General features: G+C 42.1%; 16 protein-coding genes. 13 read left to right on the top strand and 3 right to left on the bottom strand.

Annotation, left to right across the window (positions count from 1 at the left end):
- Positions 1-6: 6 nt before the first annotated feature.
- The 8 genes from fmt (at position 7) to NMM17_RS03880 (ending at position 8,765) form a co-directional block, all read left to right on the top strand.
- Positions 7-942: a methionyl-tRNA formyltransferase gene (gene fmt / locus NMM17_RS03845; RefSeq protein ID WP_049540956.1), complete on the top strand. Its 936-nt coding sequence runs from the start codon at positions 7-9 to the stop codon at positions 940-942.
- Positions 935-2,248, top strand: coding sequence for a 16S rRNA (cytosine(967)-C(5))-methyltransferase RsmB (gene rsmB, locus NMM17_RS03850; RefSeq protein WP_049540991.1), 1,314 nt, complete (start codon positions 935-937; stop codon positions 2,246-2,248). Before fmt ends, rsmB begins: the two co-directional genes overlap by 8 nt.
- 14 nt (positions 2,249-2,262) lie before the next feature.
- Entirely contained in the window at positions 2,263-3,003 is a 741-nt protein-coding gene (locus tag NMM17_RS03855) for a Stp1/IreP family PP2C-type Ser/Thr phosphatase (RefSeq protein WP_254753860.1), read from the top strand.
- Positions 3,000-4,901, top strand: coding sequence for a Stk1 family PASTA domain-containing Ser/Thr kinase (gene pknB / locus NMM17_RS03860; RefSeq protein ID WP_254753861.1), 1,902 nt, complete (start codon positions 3,000-3,002; stop codon positions 4,899-4,901). The genes NMM17_RS03855 and pknB overlap by 4 nt, the downstream gene beginning before the upstream one ends.
- A gap of 94 nt (positions 4,902-4,995) precedes the next feature.
- The gene (locus tag NMM17_RS03865) at positions 4,996-5,754 is read left to right on the top strand and encodes a threonine/serine exporter family protein (protein ID WP_254753862.1); all 759 of its coding nucleotides are present in this window, start codon (positions 4,996-4,998) and stop codon (positions 5,752-5,754) included.
- A gap of 1 nt (position 5,755) precedes the next feature.
- Complete coding sequence (locus NMM17_RS03870; RefSeq protein WP_049550918.1) at positions 5,756-6,205, top strand: threonine/serine exporter family protein; 450 nt, start codon at positions 5,756-5,758, stop codon at positions 6,203-6,205.
- Positions 6,206-6,318: 113 nt separating this feature from the next.
- Positions 6,319-7,491: a hydroxymethylglutaryl-CoA synthase gene (locus tag NMM17_RS03875; protein ID WP_254753892.1), complete on the top strand. Its 1,173-nt coding sequence runs from the start codon at positions 6,319-6,321 to the stop codon at positions 7,489-7,491.
- Complete coding sequence (locus NMM17_RS03880) at positions 7,491-8,765, top strand: hydroxymethylglutaryl-CoA reductase, degradative (RefSeq protein WP_254753863.1); 1,275 nt, start codon at positions 7,491-7,493, stop codon at positions 8,763-8,765. Before NMM17_RS03875 ends, NMM17_RS03880 begins: the two co-directional genes overlap by 1 nt.
- A gap of 142 nt (positions 8,766-8,907) precedes the next feature.
- On the opposite strand, the gene NMM17_RS03885 is transcribed toward NMM17_RS03880, so the two are convergent.
- Together NMM17_RS03885 and NMM17_RS03890 are read right to left on the bottom strand one after the other, a co-directional pair.
- Positions 8,908-9,873, bottom strand: coding sequence for a LacI family DNA-binding transcriptional regulator (locus NMM17_RS03885; protein WP_000226006.1), 966 nt, complete (start codon positions 9,871-9,873; stop codon positions 8,908-8,910).
- A complete protein-coding gene (locus tag NMM17_RS03890) occupies positions 9,854-11,308 on the bottom strand; it encodes a sucrose-6-phosphate hydrolase (protein ID WP_254753864.1) in 1,455 nt (484 codons plus the stop codon). Before NMM17_RS03890 ends, NMM17_RS03885 begins: the two co-directional genes overlap by 20 nt.
- A 380-nt stretch (positions 11,309-11,688) precedes the next feature.
- On the opposite strand from NMM17_RS03890, the gene NMM17_RS03895 reads away from it, so the two are divergent.
- Both NMM17_RS03895 and scrK read left to right on the top strand, forming a co-directional pair.
- Positions 11,689-13,575 carry a sucrose-specific PTS transporter subunit IIBC gene (locus NMM17_RS03895; RefSeq protein ID WP_254753865.1) on the top strand — a complete coding sequence of 629 codons (1,887 nt, stop codon included), beginning with the start codon at positions 11,689-11,691 and terminating at the stop codon, positions 13,573-13,575.
- 254 nt (positions 13,576-13,829) lie between these two features.
- Entirely contained in the window at positions 13,830-14,717 is an 888-nt protein-coding gene (scrK, locus tag NMM17_RS03900; protein WP_033685440.1) for a fructokinase ScrK, read from the top strand.
- A gap of 42 nt (positions 14,718-14,759) precedes the next feature.
- Here scrK and NMM17_RS03905 read toward each other — a convergent pair whose 3' ends face one another.
- Positions 14,760-15,377: a TVP38/TMEM64 family protein gene (locus NMM17_RS03905; RefSeq protein WP_000076168.1), complete on the bottom strand. Its 618-nt coding sequence runs from the start codon at positions 15,375-15,377 to the stop codon at positions 14,760-14,762.
- A gap of 146 nt (positions 15,378-15,523) precedes the next feature.
- On the opposite strand from NMM17_RS03905, the gene NMM17_RS03910 reads away from it, so the two are divergent.
- The 3 genes from NMM17_RS03910 to NMM17_RS03920 are packed head-to-tail and all read left to right on the top strand — an operon-like array spanning position 15,524 to position 20,314.
- A complete protein-coding gene (locus NMM17_RS03910; RefSeq protein WP_254753866.1) occupies positions 15,524-18,514 on the top strand; it encodes a type I restriction endonuclease subunit R in 2,991 nt (996 codons plus the stop codon).
- Positions 18,515-18,525: 11 nt separating this feature from the next.
- Positions 18,526-19,161 carry an HNH endonuclease family protein gene (locus NMM17_RS03915; protein ID WP_254753867.1) on the top strand — a complete coding sequence of 212 codons (636 nt, stop codon included), beginning with the start codon at positions 18,526-18,528 and terminating at the stop codon, positions 19,159-19,161.
- Positions 19,145-20,314: a restriction endonuclease subunit S gene (locus NMM17_RS03920; protein ID WP_254753868.1), complete on the top strand. Its 1,170-nt coding sequence runs from the start codon at positions 19,145-19,147 to the stop codon at positions 20,312-20,314. The genes NMM17_RS03915 and NMM17_RS03920 overlap by 17 nt, the downstream gene beginning before the upstream one ends.
- Positions 20,315-20,316 lie beyond the last annotated feature (2 nt).

Raw genomic sequence — 20,316 nt, forward strand, 5'->3', positions numbered from 1 at the left:
GAAGATATGACAAAATTAATCTTTATGGGGACCCCCGACTTTTCAGCAACAGTTTTAAAAGGGCTTTTGACAGATGACCGCTATGAGATTCTAGCCGTTGTGACCCAGCCAGACCGTGCTGTTGGGCGTAAAAAAGTTATCCAAGAAACCCCAGTTAAACAAGCTGCCAAAGAGGCAGGACTTCCTATCTACCAACCTGAAAAACTATCTGGAAGTCCAGAGATGGAAACTATTATGCAGCTAGGAGCAGATGGAATTGTGACTGCTGCATTTGGGCAATTTCTTCCAAGTAAACTCCTTGATAGCATGGACTTTGCGGTCAATGTTCATGCTTCTCTTCTTCCTAAACATCGTGGTGGAGCGCCAATCCATTATGCCTTGATTCAAGGGGATGAGGAAGCTGGTGTGACCATTATGGAAATGGTCAAGGAAATGGATGCAGGAGATATGATTTCCCGTCGCAGCATTCCTATCACAGATGAGGATAATGTCGGTATCTTATTTGAGAAATTAGCTCTTGTTGGTCGTGACTTGCTTTTGGACACTTTGCCTGCCTATATTGCTGGGGAAATCAAACCTGAACCGCAAGATCCAAGTCAGGTTACCTTCTCGCCAAATATTAAGCCAGAGGAAGAAAAACTGGATTGGAACAAAACTAATCGTCAACTCTTCAACCAAATCCGTGGCATGAACCCGTGGCCTGTGGCCCATACTTTCCTCAAGGGAGACCGCTTTAAGATTTATGAAGCCCTACCAGTAGAAGGTCAGGGAAATCCAGGTGAAATCCTCTCTATCGGCAAGAAAGAATTGATTGTCGCAACGGCAGAAGGAGCTTTGTCTCTCAGACAAGTGCAGCCAGCAGGCAAACCTAAGATGGATATTGCTTCCTTCCTTAACGGAGTTGGACGTACATTGACTGTAGGAGAACGATTTGGTGACTAAAGTAGAAACGGCTAGAAGTTTAGCCCTAGCAGTATTAGAGGATATCTTTATCAATCAAGCATACTCAAATATTGCCTTAAATAAGCATCTCAAGGGAAGCCAGCTTTCAGTAGCAGACAAGGGCTTGGTAACAGAGCTGGTCTATGGAACAGTAGCTCGCAAACTGACTCTGGAATGGTACCTATCTCACTTTATCGAAGACAGAGACCAGTTAGACAGCTGGCTCTATGTTCTGCTTCTTATGAGTGCCTACCAACTCCGCTATTTGGACAAAATTCCAGACCATGCTGTGGTCAATGAAGCGGTGGAATTAGCCAAATTCCGTAAAAAAGGCAGTGAAAAATTGGTCAATGCTGTCTTGCGCCGTATCCTGCGTGAAGGATGGCCAGATATTGCCAGCATCAAACGAAAAAACAAGCGTGATTCCATTGCTTATTCTCTCCCAGTTTGGTTAGTTTCCAAACTCAAGGAAGAATACGGTGAAGAGCGAGCACAAGCCATCTTTGAAAGCCTTTTGGTGCGCAACAAGGCCAGTATTCGTGTAACAGACCTAGGTCGAAAAGAAGAAATCAAAACCTTGTTAGAGGCTAGTGATTCACCTTTGTCTGTTTCTGGTCTGGTCAAGGAGCAAGGGCACTTTGCAGGCCATGATTTGTTTGCAGAAGGTGCTATAACTATTCAAGACGAGTCCAGTCAATTGGTTGCGCCAACTCTTGATCTACAAGGTGATGAGCAGGTTCTAGATGCTTGTGCGGCTCCGGGTGGGAAAACAGCCCATATTGCTTCTTATCTCACGACAGGCCAGGTTACTGCTCTGGACTTGTATGACCACAAGTTGGACTTAATCCAAGAAAATGCCCAACGTCTAGGCGTTGCAGAACGGGTTCAAACTCAAAAATTGGATGCCAGAAAGGTGCATGAGCTTTTTGGTCAGAATTCCTTTGACAAGATTTTAGTAGATGCTCCTTGTTCAGGAATCGGTCTTTTGCGTCGCAAACCAGATATCAAATACAATAAAGAAACGGCAGATTTCGCGTCCTTACAGGAAATTCAGCTAGAAATATTAGGTAGTGTTTGTCAAACACTACGCAAAGGTGGTATAATAACTTATAGTACCTGTACTATTGTCTCAGAGGAGAATTTTCAAGTCGTTGAGGCGTTTTTAGAAAGTCATCCCGAGTTCGAGCAGGTAAAACTAGAACATGAATGTAAGGATATCATGAAAGACGGCTGTATCCTCATTACACCTGAATTGTATGGAAGTGATGGATTCTTCATCAGTCGATTTCGCAAGATATCAGATTAGGAAGGAACTGACACATGGAAATTTCATTATTAACAGATGTTGGTCAGAAACGAACAAATAACCAAGACTATGTCAACCACTATGTCAATAGAGCTGGACGTACCATGATTATTTTAGCTGATGGAATGGGAGGTCATCGCGCAGGGAATATCGCTAGTGAAATGGCGGTAACAGACCTAGGTATAGCTTGGGTCGATACCCAGATCGATACAGTCAATGAAGTGCGTGAATGGTTCGCCCATTACCTAGAAATTGAAAATCAAAAGATTCATCAACTTGGACAAGATGATGCCTATAAAGGAATGGGAACAACTCTAGAAGCTGTTGCTATTATTGGCAATCAGGCTATCTATGCTCATATTGGAGATTCTCGTATCGGTTTGATTCGTGGAGAAGAATACCACCAGTTAACGAGCGATCATTCCTTGGTCAATGAATTGCTCAAGGCAGGTCAATTGACACCTGAAGAAGCAGCTAGCCACCCACAGAAAAATATTATTACCCAGTCAATCGGTCAAAAAGATGAAATTCAGCCTGATTTTGGAATGATTACCCTTGAGCCGGGAGACTATCTCCTACTTAATAGTGATGGATTAACAAATATGATTTCAGGAAGTGAAATCTATGATATTGTAACCAGCGATATTCCTTTGGCAGATAAGGCAGCAACCTTGATCCGTTTTGCCAACAATGCTGGTGGATTGGACAATATCACAGTTGCCCTTATTGCTATTAATGAGGAGGCAACAGAATGATCCAAATCGGCAAGATTTTTGCCGGGCGGTATCGAATTATCAAACAAATTGGTCGAGGAGGCATGGCAGATGTCTATTTGGCTAAGGATTTGATTTTGGACGGTGAAGAAGTGGCAGTGAAGGTCCTGAGGACTAACTACCAAACAGACCCGATTGCTGTGGCGCGTTTCCAGCGGGAAGCGAGAGCCATGGCGGATCTGGACCATCCTCATATCGTTCGGATTACAGATATTGGTGAAGAAGAGGGGCAACAGTATCTCGCAATGGAATATGTTGCTGGGTTAGACCTCAAACGCTATATCAAGGAACATCACCCTCTTTCAAATGAAGAAGCGATTCGAATCATGGGACAAATCCTCTTGGCTATGCGCTTAGCTCATACTCGAGGAATTGTTCACAGAGATTTAAAACCGCAAAATATCCTTTTGACACCAGATGGGACTGCCAAGGTTACAGACTTTGGAATCGCAGTAGCCTTTGCAGAGACAAGTCTGACTCAGACCAACTCAATGCTAGGTTCCGTTCATTATTTGTCTCCAGAGCAGGCGCGTGGTTCTAAAGCAACTGTGCAGAGTGATATCTATGCTATGGGGATTATCTTCTATGAGATGCTGACAGGTCATATTCCTTACGATGGGGATAGTGCGGTGACCATTGCCCTCCAGCATTTCCAGAAGCCCTTGCCATCGGTTATAGCTGAAAATCCATCTGTACCTCAGGCTTTAGAAAATGTTGTTATCAAGGCAACTGCCAAGAAATTGACAGATCGCTACAAGTCAGTCGCTGAGATGTATGTGGATTTATCTAGTAGTTTGTCTTATAATCGTCGTAATGAACCAAAGCTGGTCTTTGACGATGCGACTAAGACGGACACCAAGACTCTTCCTAAAGTTCCACAAAGTACCTTGACTTCTATTCCTAAAGCTCCGGTACAAGAGGGAAGACCTCAACCTAAGCCCCAGCCTCATCAAACAGAAAAAACGGTACCTAGTCCAAAGCCAACCAAACGCCGTCGCATGAAAGCACGTTATCCAATTTTATTTGCGACCTTCTTGTTAGTTGTGGCATCTTTAGTATGGATTTTATATAGAACGCCCGCTACCATTGCCGTTCCAAAGGTGGCAGGTCAGACGGTTGCAGAGGCTAAAGAGGCTCTAAAAAAAGCCAATTTTGAGGTTGGTGAAGAAAAAGCAGAGGCCAGTGACAAGGTTGAAGAAGGTAGGGTTATTCGTACCGATCCTGATGCTGGTACAGCACGTAAAGAAGGAACAAAAATTAATTTGATTGTGTCTTCAGGTCAGCAGTCTTTCCAACTCGGAAATTATCTTGGAAGAAAATCTAGTGATGTAGTGGCAGATTTGAAAGGTAAGAAGGTTCCAGAAAATCTAATTAAGATTGAGGAAGAAGAATCCAACGAGATTGAAGCCGGTACAATCATGAAACAAAGTTTACCGGAAGGAACAACCTACGATCTTAGCAAGGCAACTCAAATAGTTCTGACTGTTGCTAAAAAAGTAAATTCTATTTCAATGCCAAGTTATATTGGTTCTAGCCGAGAATTTGCAGTCAATAATCTTACACAGATATATGAAGTTAAAAAAGCTAATATCGAAGTTGTAGAAGTGTCTATAGCTCCTGAAGGAACAGCTGAGGGGACTGTTGTAGAGCAAAGTCCAAAACCGGGTGAAAAGGTAGATTTAAACACCACTCGTGTTAAAATTTCTATTTATAAAGCGAAACAAACTCATTCTTCTTCAACTTCTTCATCCTCATCCTCTTCTTCGTCCTCAAGTTCTTCTCGGAAATCTAACGAACAAGGGGATGCAGAATCCACTCCAACACAGGGAAATCCGCAAGGTAATTCACAACGAGGAGATACTTCCCGAGACAATCCATAGTGATACTAGAATCTTTGTCATGATTTCGTGGCAAAGATTTTTTTTGACTCCAGATTTGTGATAGAATAGAGGGAGTTGATAAAAGGAGGAACGCATGGAAGAGTCAAAAGAATTAAATGCCGTCATCGATGTGATTATGCTAGCAGGGACCATTCTCTTAAAAAGTGGTTCAGAGATTCATCGTGTAGAAGATACCATGATCCGTATTGCGCATTCGCAGGGGATTGTGGATTGCAATGTTCTTGCTATGCCTGCCGCGATCTTTTTCTCCATTGAAAATACCAATATTTCGCGTATGAAGCGCGTGACCTCCTCTTCTTATAACATCGAAAAAGTCTGCGATGTCAACCAGATTTCTCGTCAGTTGGTAGGTGGAAAGCTTGGTTTAGAGACAGCCTTCAAGCAATTGACGGACTTGCAAGCCCAACCCCTTCCCTATACTAAGTTGCAGGTAACTCTGGCTGCGACCTTTAGTGCTCCTTTCTTTTCAATTATGTTTAGTGGAAATATCTACGACGCACTTGGGGCAGGAGTGGCGACCTTATTTGGTTTTGCCTTTTCTCTCTATGTGGAGAAGTTTATCCGAATTCCCTTTGTGACAGCCTTTGCTGGAGCCTTTGTCTTTGGGATGATTGCCCAATTTTGGGCTCGCTACACAGGTTTTCCTTCAACAGCGGATTTGATTATAGCTGGTGCGGTCATGCCTTTTGTACCAGGTATTGCTTTGACCAATGCGGTTCGTGATATTATGACCAACCACATAAACTCTGGTATGAGTAAGATGTTTGAATCTCTACTCATTACCCTTGCTTTAGGGGCGGGAACTTCTGTCGCCTTGGTATTGATGAACTAATATGACACTAACAACCTTTTTATTACAAGCAGTGGCAAGTCTTCTTGCCATTATCACTTTTTTAATCGTACTCAATGTGCAACGCTCTATGCTCTTACCTGGGGGGATTTTGGGCATGGCTGTCTGGTTAATCTATCTCTTGCTCAAGGAACCAACCAATGTCATTGTAGCCACCTTCATTGCGGCCATTATTGGTTCTTGTGTCAGCCAGATTTTAAGTATTCTTTATAAAACACCTGCTGTGGTCTTTATCTTGGCCATCTTGGCACCTCTGGTTCCGGGTTATCTCTCCTATCGGACAACTGCCTTTTTTGTGACAGGAGATTACAGTCATGCCATTGCTAGTGCAACCTTGGTTGTTATGTTGGCTTTGGTGATTTCCATTGGAATGGCTAGCGGAACAGTGATTCTTAGACTGTATTCCTACTTACGAAAACAGCATAATAGTTAGAATAATAAGCGACTTGATTTGGTGAATCAAGTCTTTTTTCTCTCTTTTACTGCCATTTGTGATAAAATAGTATAGAACGATTTTTTACAATGAATGATAAAACAGAGGTAAATATGACAATCGGTATTGATAAGATTGGTTTTGCGACCAGTCAATATGTCTTGAAATTACAAGACTTAGCAGAAGCGAGGGGAATTGACCCTGAAAAATTAAGTAAAGGACTCTTGCTCAAGGAATTGAGTATTGCACCCCTAACTGAGGACATCGTGACCTTGGCGGCTAGTGCAAGCGACTCTATTTTAACTGAGCAAGAAAGACAAGAAATTGATATGGTCATTGTGGCTACCGAGTCAGGAATTGACCAGAGTAAGGCTGCAGCCGTCTTTGTGCATGGCTTGCTGGGCATCCAGCCCTTTGCTCGTAGTTTCGAGATTAAAGAAGCTTGCTATGGAGCGACAGCTGCCCTTCATTATGCCAAATTGCATGTGGAAAATTCTCCAGAGTCCAAAGTCTTGGTCATTGCCAGTGATATTGCCAAATATGGTATTGAAACTCCGGGAGAACCCACTCAGGGTGCTGGCAGTGTGGCCATGTTGATTACACAGAATCCACGCATTATGGCCTTTAATAACGATAATGTGGCTCAGACTCGTGACATTATGGATTTCTGGCGTCCAAATTACTCTACAACTCCTTATGTAAATGGTGTTTATTCTACCCAGCAATACTTGGATAGTTTGAAAACGACTTGGCTTGAATACCAAAAACGTTACCAGCTTACCTTAGATGATTTTGCAGCTGTTTGCTTCCACTTGCCTTACCCTAAATTAGCGCTAAAAGGCTTGAAAAAAATCATGGATAAGAGCCTGTCTCAAGAGAAAAAAGACCTCTTGCAAAAGCATTTTGACCAGTCTATTCTCTACAGTCAAAAGGTGGGGAATATCTACACAGGATCTCTCTTCCTCGGACTCTTGTCTCTATTGGAAAATACAGATAGCTTGAAGGCTGGGGATAAAATTGCCCTTTATAGTTACGGAAGTGGGGCTGTAGCTGAGTTATTCAGTGGTGAATTGGTTGAAGGATATGAAGCTTATCTGGATAAAGACCGCTTGAACAAACTTGACCAACGAACTGCCTTATCCGTTGCAGACTATGAAAAGGTCTTCTTTGAGGAAGTAGACTTGGATGAAACAAACTCTGCCCAGTTTGCTGGCTATGAAAATCAAGATTTTGCCTTGGTTGAAATTGTGGACCACCAACGCCGTTATAGCAAGGTTGAAAAATAATGAAGATAAGTTGGAATGGATTTTCTAAAAAATCATACCATGAGCGCCTTGAGCTGTTAAAAGCTCAGGCGCTCCTTAGTCCTGATAAGCAAACTAGTTTGGAGCAGGATGAACAGATGAGTGTGGCTGTTGCAGACCAGCTGAGTGAGAATGTAGTGGGAACTTTTTCTCTACCTTATTCGCTTGTTCCAGAGGTTCTTGTCAATGATCAGGAATACACCGTTCCCTATGTGACAGAAGAACCCTCTGTGGTTGCAGCGGCTAGCTATGCCAGTAAAATCATCAAGCGAGCAGGTGGCTTTACTGCTCAAGTACATGATCGTCAGATGATTGGGCAGGTAGCACTTTATCAAGTTGCTGAACCTGAACAAGTACAAGAGAAGATTACCAGTAAGAAAGCGGAGCTCTTAGAACTTGCCAATCAAGCCTATCCTTCTATCGTTAAACGAGGAGGTGGGGCACGTGATTTGCATGTCGGGCAGATTAAAGGTGAAACAGACTTTCTCGTTGTTTATCTCCATGTCGATACCCAGGAAGCCATGGGAGCCAATATGCTCAACACCATGCTGGAAGCTTTGAAACCTGTCTTAGAAGAACTCGGTCAGGGACAAAGTCTCATGGGAATCCTGTCCAACTACGCGACCGATTCTCTAGTGACAGCCAGCTGTCGCATCGCCTTTCGCTATTTGAGTCGCCAAAAGGATCAAGGACGAGAAATTGCAGAGAAGATAGCCTTGGCTAGTCAGTTTGCGCAGGCTGATCCTTACCGAGCTGCTACCCACAATAAAGGGATTTTTAATGGTATTGATGCCATTTTGATTGCCACTGGTAATGACTGGCGTGCTATTGAGGCAGGAGCTCATGCTTTTGCCAGTCGAGACGGGCGCTACCAAGGTCTTAGTCAATGGACGCTGGACCTTGAAAGAGAAGAATTGGTTGGTGAGATGACCCTGCCTATGCCTGTAGCGACAAAGGGTGGCTCTATCGGTCTCAACCCTCGTGTAGCCCTCAATCATGAACTGCTGGGAAATCCATCTGCTAAAGAATTAGCTCAGATTATCGTGTCTATCGGTCTCGCCCAAAACTTTGCGGCCCTCAAAGCCTTGGTGAGTACAGGGATCCAGCAAGGCCACATGAAATTGCAGGCCAAATCCCTAGCTCTCCTTGCAGGTGCCAGTGAATCCGAGGTTGCTCCTCTGGTTGAGCGACTTATCGCAGATAAAACCTTTAACTTAGAGACAGCCCAGCGCTATCTCGAAAACTTAAGATCATAAAAAAACTCAGACGAATCGGTCTGAGTTTTCTTGTGCTTATACTCTTCGAAAATCAAATTCAAACCACGTCAGCTTCGCCTTGCCGTACTCAAGTACAGCCTGCGGCTAGCTTCCTAGTTTGCTCTTTGATTTTCATTGAGTATTAAATACTTTTTCCAGGTAATAGGGTAACTGGTAAGAAGTAGCCTGTTGTCGCAACTTCCTTACCTTCGATCTTCTGCAAGAGAAGATCAACAGTGAGGCAGGCAATCTCTTGCAAAGGTTGCTTAATTGTTGTCAAATGAGGGTAGTAGTTCTCGATAAAATAGGTCCCATCGTAGCCGATGACTTTGAGCTCTTCAGGAACAGAAATGCCTAGTTCTTGAGCAATTTTAATGACCAGAATAGCTGTCAAATCATCTGAAGCAAAAATGGCATCTGGCTTTTGTCGAGTCAAGATATTCTTGATTTCCATTTCTTTTCTGACAGGAGAAAAGTCACTGGAAACATTGATAATAGGTGCTTTGGGGAGAACAGATGCAAAGCCAGCGTGGCGTAGTCCAGTTGGCGAGTTAGAATTGTCATTTCCTGTAATCATGATGATAGACTGGGCGCCTGTCTTGACTAAGGTCTGGGCAGCAAGAACCCCACCAGCGTAGTTGTCAGAGGAAACGACTGGAATGTCTGGCGATAGGTTTCGGTCAAAGGAAATAATCGGTGCTGTCACACGATTGTAGTCTTCAATTCCTAAGTTGTGACTACCAGAAATGATACCGTCCACCTGATTGGCTTCCAGCATTTCGATGTACTCGCGTTCTTTTTCAGAATCATGCTCACTGTTGCAGATGATGGTCTTATAACCATTTTTGAAGAGTTGGTGTTCCAGCTTATCAATCAATTCTGCGTAGAAAACGTTGGAAATATTTGGGAAAATCAAGCCGATTAATTTAGCCGATTTTCCTTGCAGACTACGAGCTAGGTTGTTGGGTTTATAGCCCAATTCCCGCATGGCTTCATTGACCTTTTGAATAGTTTTCTCTGATAAATAGCCTTTTTTATTGATAACCCGAGAAACGGTAGTAGGGCTGACGCCTGCAAGTTTGGCGACATCAGTTAGTTTTGCGACCATAATCTAATTCATAGTAAGTTCCAGTTGGGTTTCCAGATTTGATCAGGATACCATTTTGGTCCGCATGTGGGAAGACACGACCAGAAAATACTTTTTCTCCTTTATTGATGAAAATTTCAAAGACAGAGTTATCGATGAAGATTGTAGCAGTAGTAGCCTGGTTATCGATTGGGCAAGAACGAGTTGTCCCAAATTCTTGAGCGTACTGTTCACCAGCTTGGCTACGATCCACTGTCACTTGACCATTTACAAGGTCAAAGTTGATTGAAAGTCCCTTGCCTTCTTTATCAGCAAGTAAGACAATCTCGCTCTGGCTATTGGCTTCCAAGTTGAGTTCAAGTTCGTAAGTGTTATTGGTTTGGGCACGATTTGAGAAGGCTTCTTCAGAAGCACGAAGGTCCTTGACAGCTGCGACTGGGTATTGGTAGAGTTTACCGTCTTTGATAGTGAGTTCTTTGACCAAAGAGAAGGTTCCTTGGTGGTCAAAACGATCAGAAGGGTAAGAAACATCTGGCAAACCAAGCCAGCTAACAGCTAGAGCACGTCCATCAGGAGAGTTGAAGGCTTGAGTTGCATAGGCTTCGAAACCATAGTCCATGTTTTGAAGTTGAGACACATCTACCATTTTGGCATTTTCAGGGTCAAAGGAAGCCCCAATCTTATACATATTTGGATAGATATTATCGTAATCTAGAACTTTCTTATCCAATCCTTGTGGGCAGTAAAGAAGGACAGGTTGCTCCCCTACAAAGATCAGATTTGGGCATTCCATCATATAGGCAGTGCGGTCGTTAGCAAAGTCAAGGTCGCCAACAGCTTGCCAGTTTGTGTAGTCGTTGTCAATAGCTTTGTAGAGACGAACGAAGCCTTTTTTCTCCAAATCTTGTCCACCGACGATGGCATAGTATTGACCTTTAAAATTAAAAATTTGCGGATCGCGGAAGTGGTCAGTAGAGTCTGCTGGCTGGTCGATCAAGATCTTGTCAATCTTCGTAATCTTGCCATCCTTGTCCATCAAAGCACCGATTTGGTACGGGTGACGGATCCAGTTTTCATCGCGGACATTTCCTGTATAAAATAGGAACAAGTTATCGCCAAACTGCATGGCAGAACCAGAGTAGGCACCGTGGCTATCTAATGGAGTATCTGGTAAAACTTTGATTCCAGTTTCTTTAAAGTGAATCAAATCATCACTTTCTAGCTGTGCCCAAGATTTTAAACCGTGGGCTGCACCAAAAGGAAAATTCTGGTAAAAGAGGATCCACTTGCCATCAAAGTAAGAAAAGCCATTTGGGTCGTTGAGAAGTCCTGTTTTTGGCTCAACATGGTAATGAGTATGCCATGGAGATTGTGCCATATTTTTCTTTATATTTTGAATTTCTTCTTGCGTCCAATCTTCATAGGGTCTATAACGACGCTCAGTTGTCCATTCCATTCATTCATTCCTCCAAAAATCTTATCACTTTTAATAGTAACCGTTTTCGATTAAAAATGCAAGCCTTTTATGTTAAAAAAGAGAAAAAACTGCCAAACGTTTATCATAAATCAAAAGCAGGAAATCAATCATCTATCTGCAGAAAATTGAAAGAAAGTGAAATAAAATCCTTTTTAACTCAGATTTTAAACTATTTTTTTAAAGAACACTTTCATAAAACTCTCACAATATATCAAAACAAAGGACCTTACTCTAAGAAACAAATATTTTTTCTGCAAAACGCTTGACATATTTTTGAAACATGATAAAATAAAAGTCGTAGGGCGAATAAAATCGCTTTCAAACAATAACAAAATTCTATAATAAGGAGATTTTTGCAAATGAACAATCAGGAAATTGCAAAAAAAGTCATCGATGCCTTGGGCGGACGTGAAAATGTCAACAGTGTTGCCCACTGTGCGACTCGTCTTCGTGTCATGGTCAAAGATGAAGGAAAAATCAATAAAGAAGTGATTGAGAACTTGGAAAAAGTTCAAGGTGCTTTCTTTAACTCAGGTCAATACCAAATCATCTTTGGTACAGGTACAGTTAACAAAATGTACGATGAAGTTGTTGCACTTGGTTTGCCAACATCATCTAAAGATGATATGAAAGCAGAAGCTGCCAAACAAGGGAACTGGTTCCAACGTGCTATCCGTACTTTCGGTGACGTTTTCGTTCCAATCATCCCAGTTATCGTAGCAACAGGTCTTTTCATGGGTGTACGTGGTCTATTGACTGCTCTTGGAATGACACTTCCAGCTGACGTGACAACTTACACGCAAATCTTGACAGATACAGCCTTTATCATCTTGCCAGGTTTGGTTGTGTGGTCAACCTTCCGTGTATTCGGTGGAAATCCAGCCGTTGGTATCGTTCTTGGTATGATGCTTGTTTCTGGCTCGCTTCCAAACGCTTGGGCAGTCGCTTCAGGTGGTGAAGTAACAGCTATGAACTTCTTTGGTTTCATCCCTGTTGTTGGTTTGCAAGGTTCTGTTCTTCCAGCCTTCATCATCGGGGTTGTCGGAGCTAAATTTGAAAAAGCTGTCCGCAAGGTTGTTCCAGATGTCATTGACCTCTTGGTAACGCCATTTGTTACACTTTTGGTCATGTCTATCCTTGGACTCTTTGTCATTGGACCGGTCTTCCACGTCGTTGAAAACTACATCCTTATCGCTACAAAAGCGATCCTCAGCTTGCCATTTGGTCTTGGTGGTTTCTTGATTGGTGGGGTTCACCAATTGATCGTTGTGTCAGGTGTGCACCACATCTTCAACTTGCTTGAAGTTCAATTGCTTGCTGCTGACCATGCTAACCCATTCAACGCGATCATCACAGCTGCTATGACAGCTCAAGGTGCTGCGACTGTTGCGGTTGGTGTTAAAACTAAAAATCCAAAACTAAAAACACTTGCTTTCCCAGCTGCTCTTTCTGCCTTCCTAGGTATTACAGAGCCTGCTATTTTCGGGGTTAACTTGCGCTTCCGTAAACCATTCTTCCTTTCATTGATTGCTGGTGCAATCGGTGGTGGATTGGCTTCTATCCTTGGACTTGCAGGTACTGGTAATGGTATCACCATCATCCCTGGTACAATGCTTTACATCGGTAACGGACAACTTGCACAATACCTTCTTATGGTAGCTGTATCATTCGTTCTTGGTTTTGCTCTTACTTATATGTTTGGTTATGAGGATGAAAAAGAAGTTGCTACTGAAGTAGAGACAGAACGTTTGGTCCAAGAAGAAACAACTGGTAACATTCCAGCAGCTCTTCAAAATGAAACACTTGTAACTCCTATCGTTGGTGACGTTGTAGCTCTTGCTGATGTCAATGACCCAGTCTTCTCAAGTGGAGCTATGGGACAAGGTATCGCTGTGAAACCTAGCCAAGGTGTGGTTTATGCACCAGCTGATGCTGAAGTTTCAATCGCCTTTGCGACAGGTCACGCCTTTGGTTTGAAAACAACTAATGGTGCTGAAGTCTTGATCCACGTTGGTATCGACACTGTAACAATGAACGGTGAAGGTTTCGAACAAAAAGTTGCTCAAGGTGACAAGGTAAAAGCTGGCGATGTTCTTGGAACATTTGACTCAAACAAAATCGCCGCAGCTGGTCTTGATGATACAACAATGGTTATTGTTACAAACACAGCTGACTTCTCTTCAGTAGCTCCAATCGCAACAGGTTCAGTTGCGAAGGATGATGCTCTTATCGAAGTGAAAGCCTAATACTCTTCGAAAATCAAATTCAAACCGTGTCAGCTTCGCCTTGCCGTACTCAAGTACAGCCTTCGGCTAGCTTCCTAGTTTGCTCTTTGATTTTCATTGAGTACTACATTCCCTCTCAAAATGAAAACGAACAAATGACATGTTTGTTCGTTTTTGCTTGAATGGTAAGATTTACAGAGAAAAATCTAAAAAATTGAGAAACTTAGATTTTTAAAATATGCTATAATAAAGAAAATAAAAACAAGAGGTTTATCATGACAAAATTATATGGAAGCTTGGAAGCGGGCGGTACAAAGTTTGTCTGTGCTGTCGGTGATGAAAACTTTAACGTTGTAGAAAAAACACAATTTCCAACAACAACTCCAATCGAAACAATCGATAAAACCATCGAGTTCTTTTCAAAATTCGATAACCTTGCTGGCCTTGCAGTTGGTTCATTTGGTCCGATTGATATTGACAAAAACTCAAAAACTTATGGCTTTATCACAACAACTCCAAAACCTCACTGGGCAAATGTGGACTTGCTTGGTGCCCTTCGTAGAGCCCTAAACGTGCCAATGTACTTCACAACAGACGTAAACAGTTCTGCCTATGGTGAAGTGGTTGCCCGTAACAATGCTGGTGGCCGTATCGAAAACTTGGTTTACTATACAATCGGTACTGGTATCGGTGCTGGTGTTATCCAACGTGGTGAGTTTATCGGTGGTGTGGGTCACCCTGAAATGGGACACTACTATGTGGCTAAACACCCAATGGATATTGAAAAAGAATTCAACGGTGTTTGTCCATTCCACAAAGGATGTTTGGAAGGCTTTGCGGCTGGACCAAGTCTCGAAGCTCGTACAGGTATTCGTGGTGAAAATATTGAACTCAACAGCTCTGTCTGGGATGTTCAAGCCTACTACATTGCTCAAGCAGCGGTTAATGCTACAGTGACATTCCGCCCAGACGTGATTGTCTTTGGTGGTGGAGTCATGGCTCAACAACACATGCTGGACCGTGTCCGTGAGAAATTCACAGCTCTTCTTAATGGCTACCTACCAGTACCAGATGTGCGTGACTACATTGTGACGCCAGCAGTCGCAGGAAATGGTTCTGCCACACTTGGGAACTTTGTTCTTGCAAAAGAAGTCTCAAAATAAAGCACAAAATCCGCTTGGGAAACCAAACGGATTTTTTACATGTTAAAGCATTTGCCAGAAGAAGTCAATAATATAGGTCAGACCGTAGGTATAAACCACCAAGGTAAAGGGTTTGGTCAGAATGATGATGGTCATATAGCGCTTAAAACTCATCTTGGTCAGTGCAGCTAGCATACAGAGAAAGTCAGCTGGACTAATCGGCCAAATCATCATAAAAATAAAGAAACGGTCAAAACGATTGCCCTTGTCCAACCAGCCGATATACTTGTCATAGGTGCGCTTGCTGACGACAGACTGGACAAAGGCAGCCCCATAGAGGCGCACCAGATAAAAGATAATGGCACAGCCAATCACGATGCCAATATAGTTGTAGATAGTCCCGATGATGTGTCCGTAGATAAAGACCCCTGCTACCGAGGTCAAGGCCCCTGGGATGATAGGGACGACCGTCTGTAAAATCTGTAAAAAGATAAAGAGAGGTGGCCCCCAGATACCTGCCTGCTGGATAAAGGCAGAGAGGGTTTCCTTAGACTGTAAAATCCCAGCCTGATAAGCCCAAATACAGAAAATCAAACTCCCAACCCCACCGACAATCGATGAGATATTGATAACTTGCTGTAAAAGGGGAGAAACAGCTTTCATTTGTTTATCCTGTGACATGTAAACTCCTCATAGATAGTATATTTCTACTATACCATATTTTAGAGGAGAAAGGGGGAAGATTGCTTTTGCAAGAGGAAGAGTGATGGAATTTGAGGCTAAACATGCTATAATATAGGGAGTGGACAAGTAGCAAAGGAGAGAGTATGATACAGGTAAAACCAGAACTGGAGATAGAAAAACAACTGATCAACCAACTGGTAACTGGGGAAAGTCAATGGACTTACAGAGATGACCTTAAAACTGAAGAGCAATTATGGGAAAACTTCTTTGAAAAGCTAGCCCAGAACAATGTGCCTCTATTGGCAGATCATCCCCTGACAGAACAGGAAAAATGCCAGATAAAGAATCAACTGAACTTTGTTAGCTACTATGATGCGGCCAAGTGGTTGGTCGGCGAAAATGGCATTGCCAAGGTTGAGGTTCAGAGAGAAGATGCTAGTTTGGGGACTATCCGTTTATCTGTCATTTGGCGAGACAATATCGCAGCTGGTAAGTCTAGTTATGAGGTTGTCAACCAAGTTGAGAGAGATAAGATAAATCCTCAGGATCAAGACCGCAGGCTAGATGTGACCCTCTTGATTAATGGCCTTCCAATGATTCAGATCGAGCTTAAAAGTCCCAGAGTTGCTTTTCTAGATGCCTTTCATCAAATCAAGAAGTATGACCGCGAAGGCAAGTTCCGTGGCATCTACTCTAGCTTACAGATGTTTGTTGTGACCAATAAAGTAGACACACGCTATATCGCTGCAGCTAGGGAAAATAAACTCAACAAGCAATTTCTAACCAAGTGGGTGGATAAAGACAACCAACCCATAACGAGCTTGACCAGCTTTGCCCACGAAGTCCTTTCCATACCTCGTGCTCATCAGATGGTCATGCAGTATTCTGTTCTTGATGATAGTAAGAAGGCTCTTATCCTTCTGCGTCCTTACCAGATCCACGCCATCGAAGCAGTGCAAGAAGCTTCTCGCCAGCAAGCATCAGGATATGTCTGGCATACGACAGGTTCAGGGAAGACCTTGACCTCCTATAAGGTAGCGCGGAATCTCCTTCAGATTCCATCCATCCAAAAGACGATTTTTGTCGTTGACCGCAGGGACTTGGACCAACAGACTACATCGTCCTTTCTCTCCTATGCGACCAATGATGTCATTGATATTGATGAGACGGATAATACTCATGATTTAGTCAAGCGACTGGGAAGCAATGATAAGCGTGTCGTGGTGACCACCATCCAGAAAATTACTACCATGATGCGTAAGTTTGAGCAAGGACTTTACCAGCGTGATGCGGACAAAATCAAGGGTCTTCGAGTGGCCTTTGTCGTGGATGAATGCCACCGTGCCGTAACGCCTCAAACACAAAAAGACATTAAGGTCTTTTTCCCACAGTCGCTTTGGTATGGTTTTACAGGCACACCTATCTTTAAGGAAAATAAACGCCAGCAGGTCGGTGACCTAGCTCAAACCACCCAGCAACAGTACGGTGACCGTCTCCATGAGTATACAGTCAAGGAAGCTATCCATGATGGAGCAGTTTTAGGTTTTAAGGTGGATTATCGCAATACCCTCATCACGGATAAATCCGAAAAGGACATACCAGATATTGTCTACGAGGATGAGGAGCATATGTTGGAAGTCTTGGATGCTATTATCAATAAATCCCGCCAACAGCTAGGCTTCCAAAAGGGAGTAGGTAAGACCTATAATGCTATCCTGACTGTCAAGTCAATCCCTCAAGCCCAAGCCTACTACGACCTCCTCAAACGGGTCAAGGCTGGGGAGACGAGAGTCAAGGTATCGGAAAGGGTTAAGCAGGTCCTTCCTGACTTTCCAAAGGCGACCATCACCTACTCGGTCACAGAAAATGAAGAAGACTCAAGAGCCAATCAAGACCACATGAAGCAAGTCTTAGAGGACTACAACCAAGAGTTTGATACCCACTTTACCATGGCGGATCTTCGTGGCTTTAATACGGATGTCAATAACCGCCTAGCTCGAAAGCAGGACAAATACCTCTATCGCAATGAACAGTTGGACTTGGTTATCGTGGTCAATCGTCTCTTAACAGGATTTGATGCCCCTTGTCTGTCAACTCTCTTTATCGACCGCAAGTCTATGCAACCGCAGGACTTGATTCAGGCTTTTAGTCGAACCAATCGAATATTTGATAGCAGTAAGACCTACGGTCATATCATCACCTTCCAAAAGCCCCTAGCCTTTAAGGAAGCCGTAGATAATGCCCTCAAGCTCTACTCAAATGGTGGTGAAAACGAGGTCCTAGCTCCGAGTTGGGAAGAGGAGAAGAGAAACTTTTTGAGGAGTTGCAGTGATTTCAAAAATCTTGCTACTGATGACTATGTGAATGGTCTAGATTTCGAGCAAGTCTCTACGCCTGAGTTGAGGAAACTAGCTAAAACCTATCAATCCTTTGATAAATATCTAGCCTCTATCCGAGTGTATAAAGAGTATGATGAGGAAGAGCTTTACAGTCAGACAGGACTTGATGGAGAAAAGTTGGAAAGGTATCTGGGTCTTTATCGAAATGTCCTTGCTGAATTAAAAAGCCGAGTAGAGGATGATGACGATGGTGAACCACTTGATATCCACTATGAACTGGAGTCTATCCAAGTGGATGAGATCAACTATGCCTATATCTTAACCTTGATTCAAAGCCTGATTGAACAAGGTCAAAGTCAAGAAAAGAACCTAAGCGCTCAAGATAGGGAAGCCGTGGATAACTATATTCAGAGTCTTGAGAAGACCAATCCAAATCTTGCCCAGATCATCACTGAACTGTGGAGAGAAGTTCAAGACTATCCAGAAAGCTATCGTGGTCAGTCTATCGCAAATATCTTGGATCAGATGATCGAGGCGGTCATCCAGCAACACATCCAAGTCTTTAGCAAGCGCTGGTATGTCGGCGAAGATGAACTCCGTTACTATGTCGAACACTACCGTAAGGGAGCTAAAAAACAACTAGGAGAAAGCCAGTTGACTAAGAGCCAGCGCTATCAGGACTATAAGTTAGAGGTGGCGGATGCCCTCAATCCTCTCCTCTATAAAAAACAAATCAAGGAAGCCTATACTCAGCTAGTAGAGGAAGTCATTGAGCCGTTGAGGGTTGGGAGATAAGGGAATAAATTATGGATAAATTGTTGGATAGTTTGCAAAATGTGTTTGGTAATAGATTTCTGGAATATTTTATGGAACAAGACAAGAAACATAAATATTTAAAATTGGGTGACTATCAAAAGATAATTCAGAAATTTATTGAGGATGAACAGTTATTTCGAACTAACTATTATAGTGGGAACCATGTTCATTTCACTCGTTTTCTGCTTGTTAGCATTGAGAAATTTAAAAATAATGATAGAACAATCGATTTTACAGAGTTAGATCATAAAGGTAAATTGATTTGGCAATTAGAACATATTATACCTCAAAGTAAATTTGAACCAGGAGATTCTAACAAGAATAATTTAGGGAATTTAACTTTATTACATGGAGATTTAAATGTAAAAATTTCAAACGAAAATTTTGAAGAAAAAAAGAAAGTCTTACATGAAGAAGATGAGTCAAAGTTTTACATTAATGAAGTTTTTAGAAGAAATAATTTTAAGAAATCTGATATTGATAAGAGATCAAGTGATTTAAAAAATGATTTAGTTGATATTATTAATAATCATTTTGATGCTTATTGTGAAAAAGTGTTGAAAATAAAGAATGAATCTAACGTGTTAAAACAGTCAGAAAGAAGTGATTATGAAAAATCAGAATAGAAAAATTCCCAAAATTAGATTTAACAGATTTAATAGTGTTTGGGAAGAAGATAGAATTGCAGATATAGTCAAAATATCTGCTGGTGGTGATGTAGATAAAGTAAAATTGAAGGAAAGTGGAAAATATCCTGTTATTGCAAATGCTTTGACAAACAAAGGAATCGTTGGATTTTATGAAGATTATAAAGTGAAAGCTCCTGCAGTGACTGTTACGGGTCGTGGAGATGTTGGATATGCAGTAGCAAGACATGAAAATTTTACTCCAATTGTTAGACTCCTGACTCTTCAATCGGAAAAAATTGATGTTGATTATCTTGAAAATCAGATTAATTCTATGAGAATTTTAAATGAATCTACGGGTGTTCCTCAATTGACAGCTCCACAACTTGGGAACTACAAAGTGTATCATCCTAAAATTGAAGAACAATCCGCCATTGGCTCCCTCTTCCGTACCCTAGATGATCTTTTGGTAAGCTACAAAGATAATCTAGCCAACTATCAATCTCTCAAGATGACCATGCTCTCCAAGATGTTTCCAAAAGTTGGACAGACAGTCCCTGAGATTCGTTTAGATGGATTTGAAGATGAGTGGGAGAAAGGAACAATTGGAGAGTTTGGCTCTTTCTATTATGGAAAAAGTGCACCGAAATGGTCAGTGACTGATGAGGCAACAACACCGTGTGTACGTTATGGCGAGTTGTATACAAAATTCTCCACAAAAATAGATAAAATATACTCGTACACATCAATTCCTAAAGAAAATTTGAAATTGAGTTCTGGTAATGAGGTATTAGTACCTCGGGTTGGTGAAAATCCATTAGATTTTGCAAATTGTAGTTGGTTGTCACTGAAAGGTGTTGCAATTGGTGAAATGATTTCCGTATATAATACACCTAACAATCCGTTGTTTATCGCATATTATTTTAATGCAAAAATGAAAAAAGAGTTTGCCAAACGAGTTGAAGGTGGAAGTGTAGCAAATCTTTATTACACATACTTAGAGAATATTTCAATATCTGTGCCATCTCTTCCTGAACAACAAGCCATCGGCACTTACTTCTCAAACCTAGATAACCTCATCAACTCTCACCAAGAAAAAATTTCTCAGCTAGAAACACTCAAAAAGAAACTTTTACAGGATATGTTTATTTAAGG

The sequence above is a fragment of the Streptococcus sp. CF7_Ac1-12 genome, from assembly GCF_024295905.1.
GTDB classification, from domain to species: domain Bacteria; phylum Bacillota; class Bacilli; order Lactobacillales; family Streptococcaceae; genus Streptococcus; species Streptococcus mitis_AP.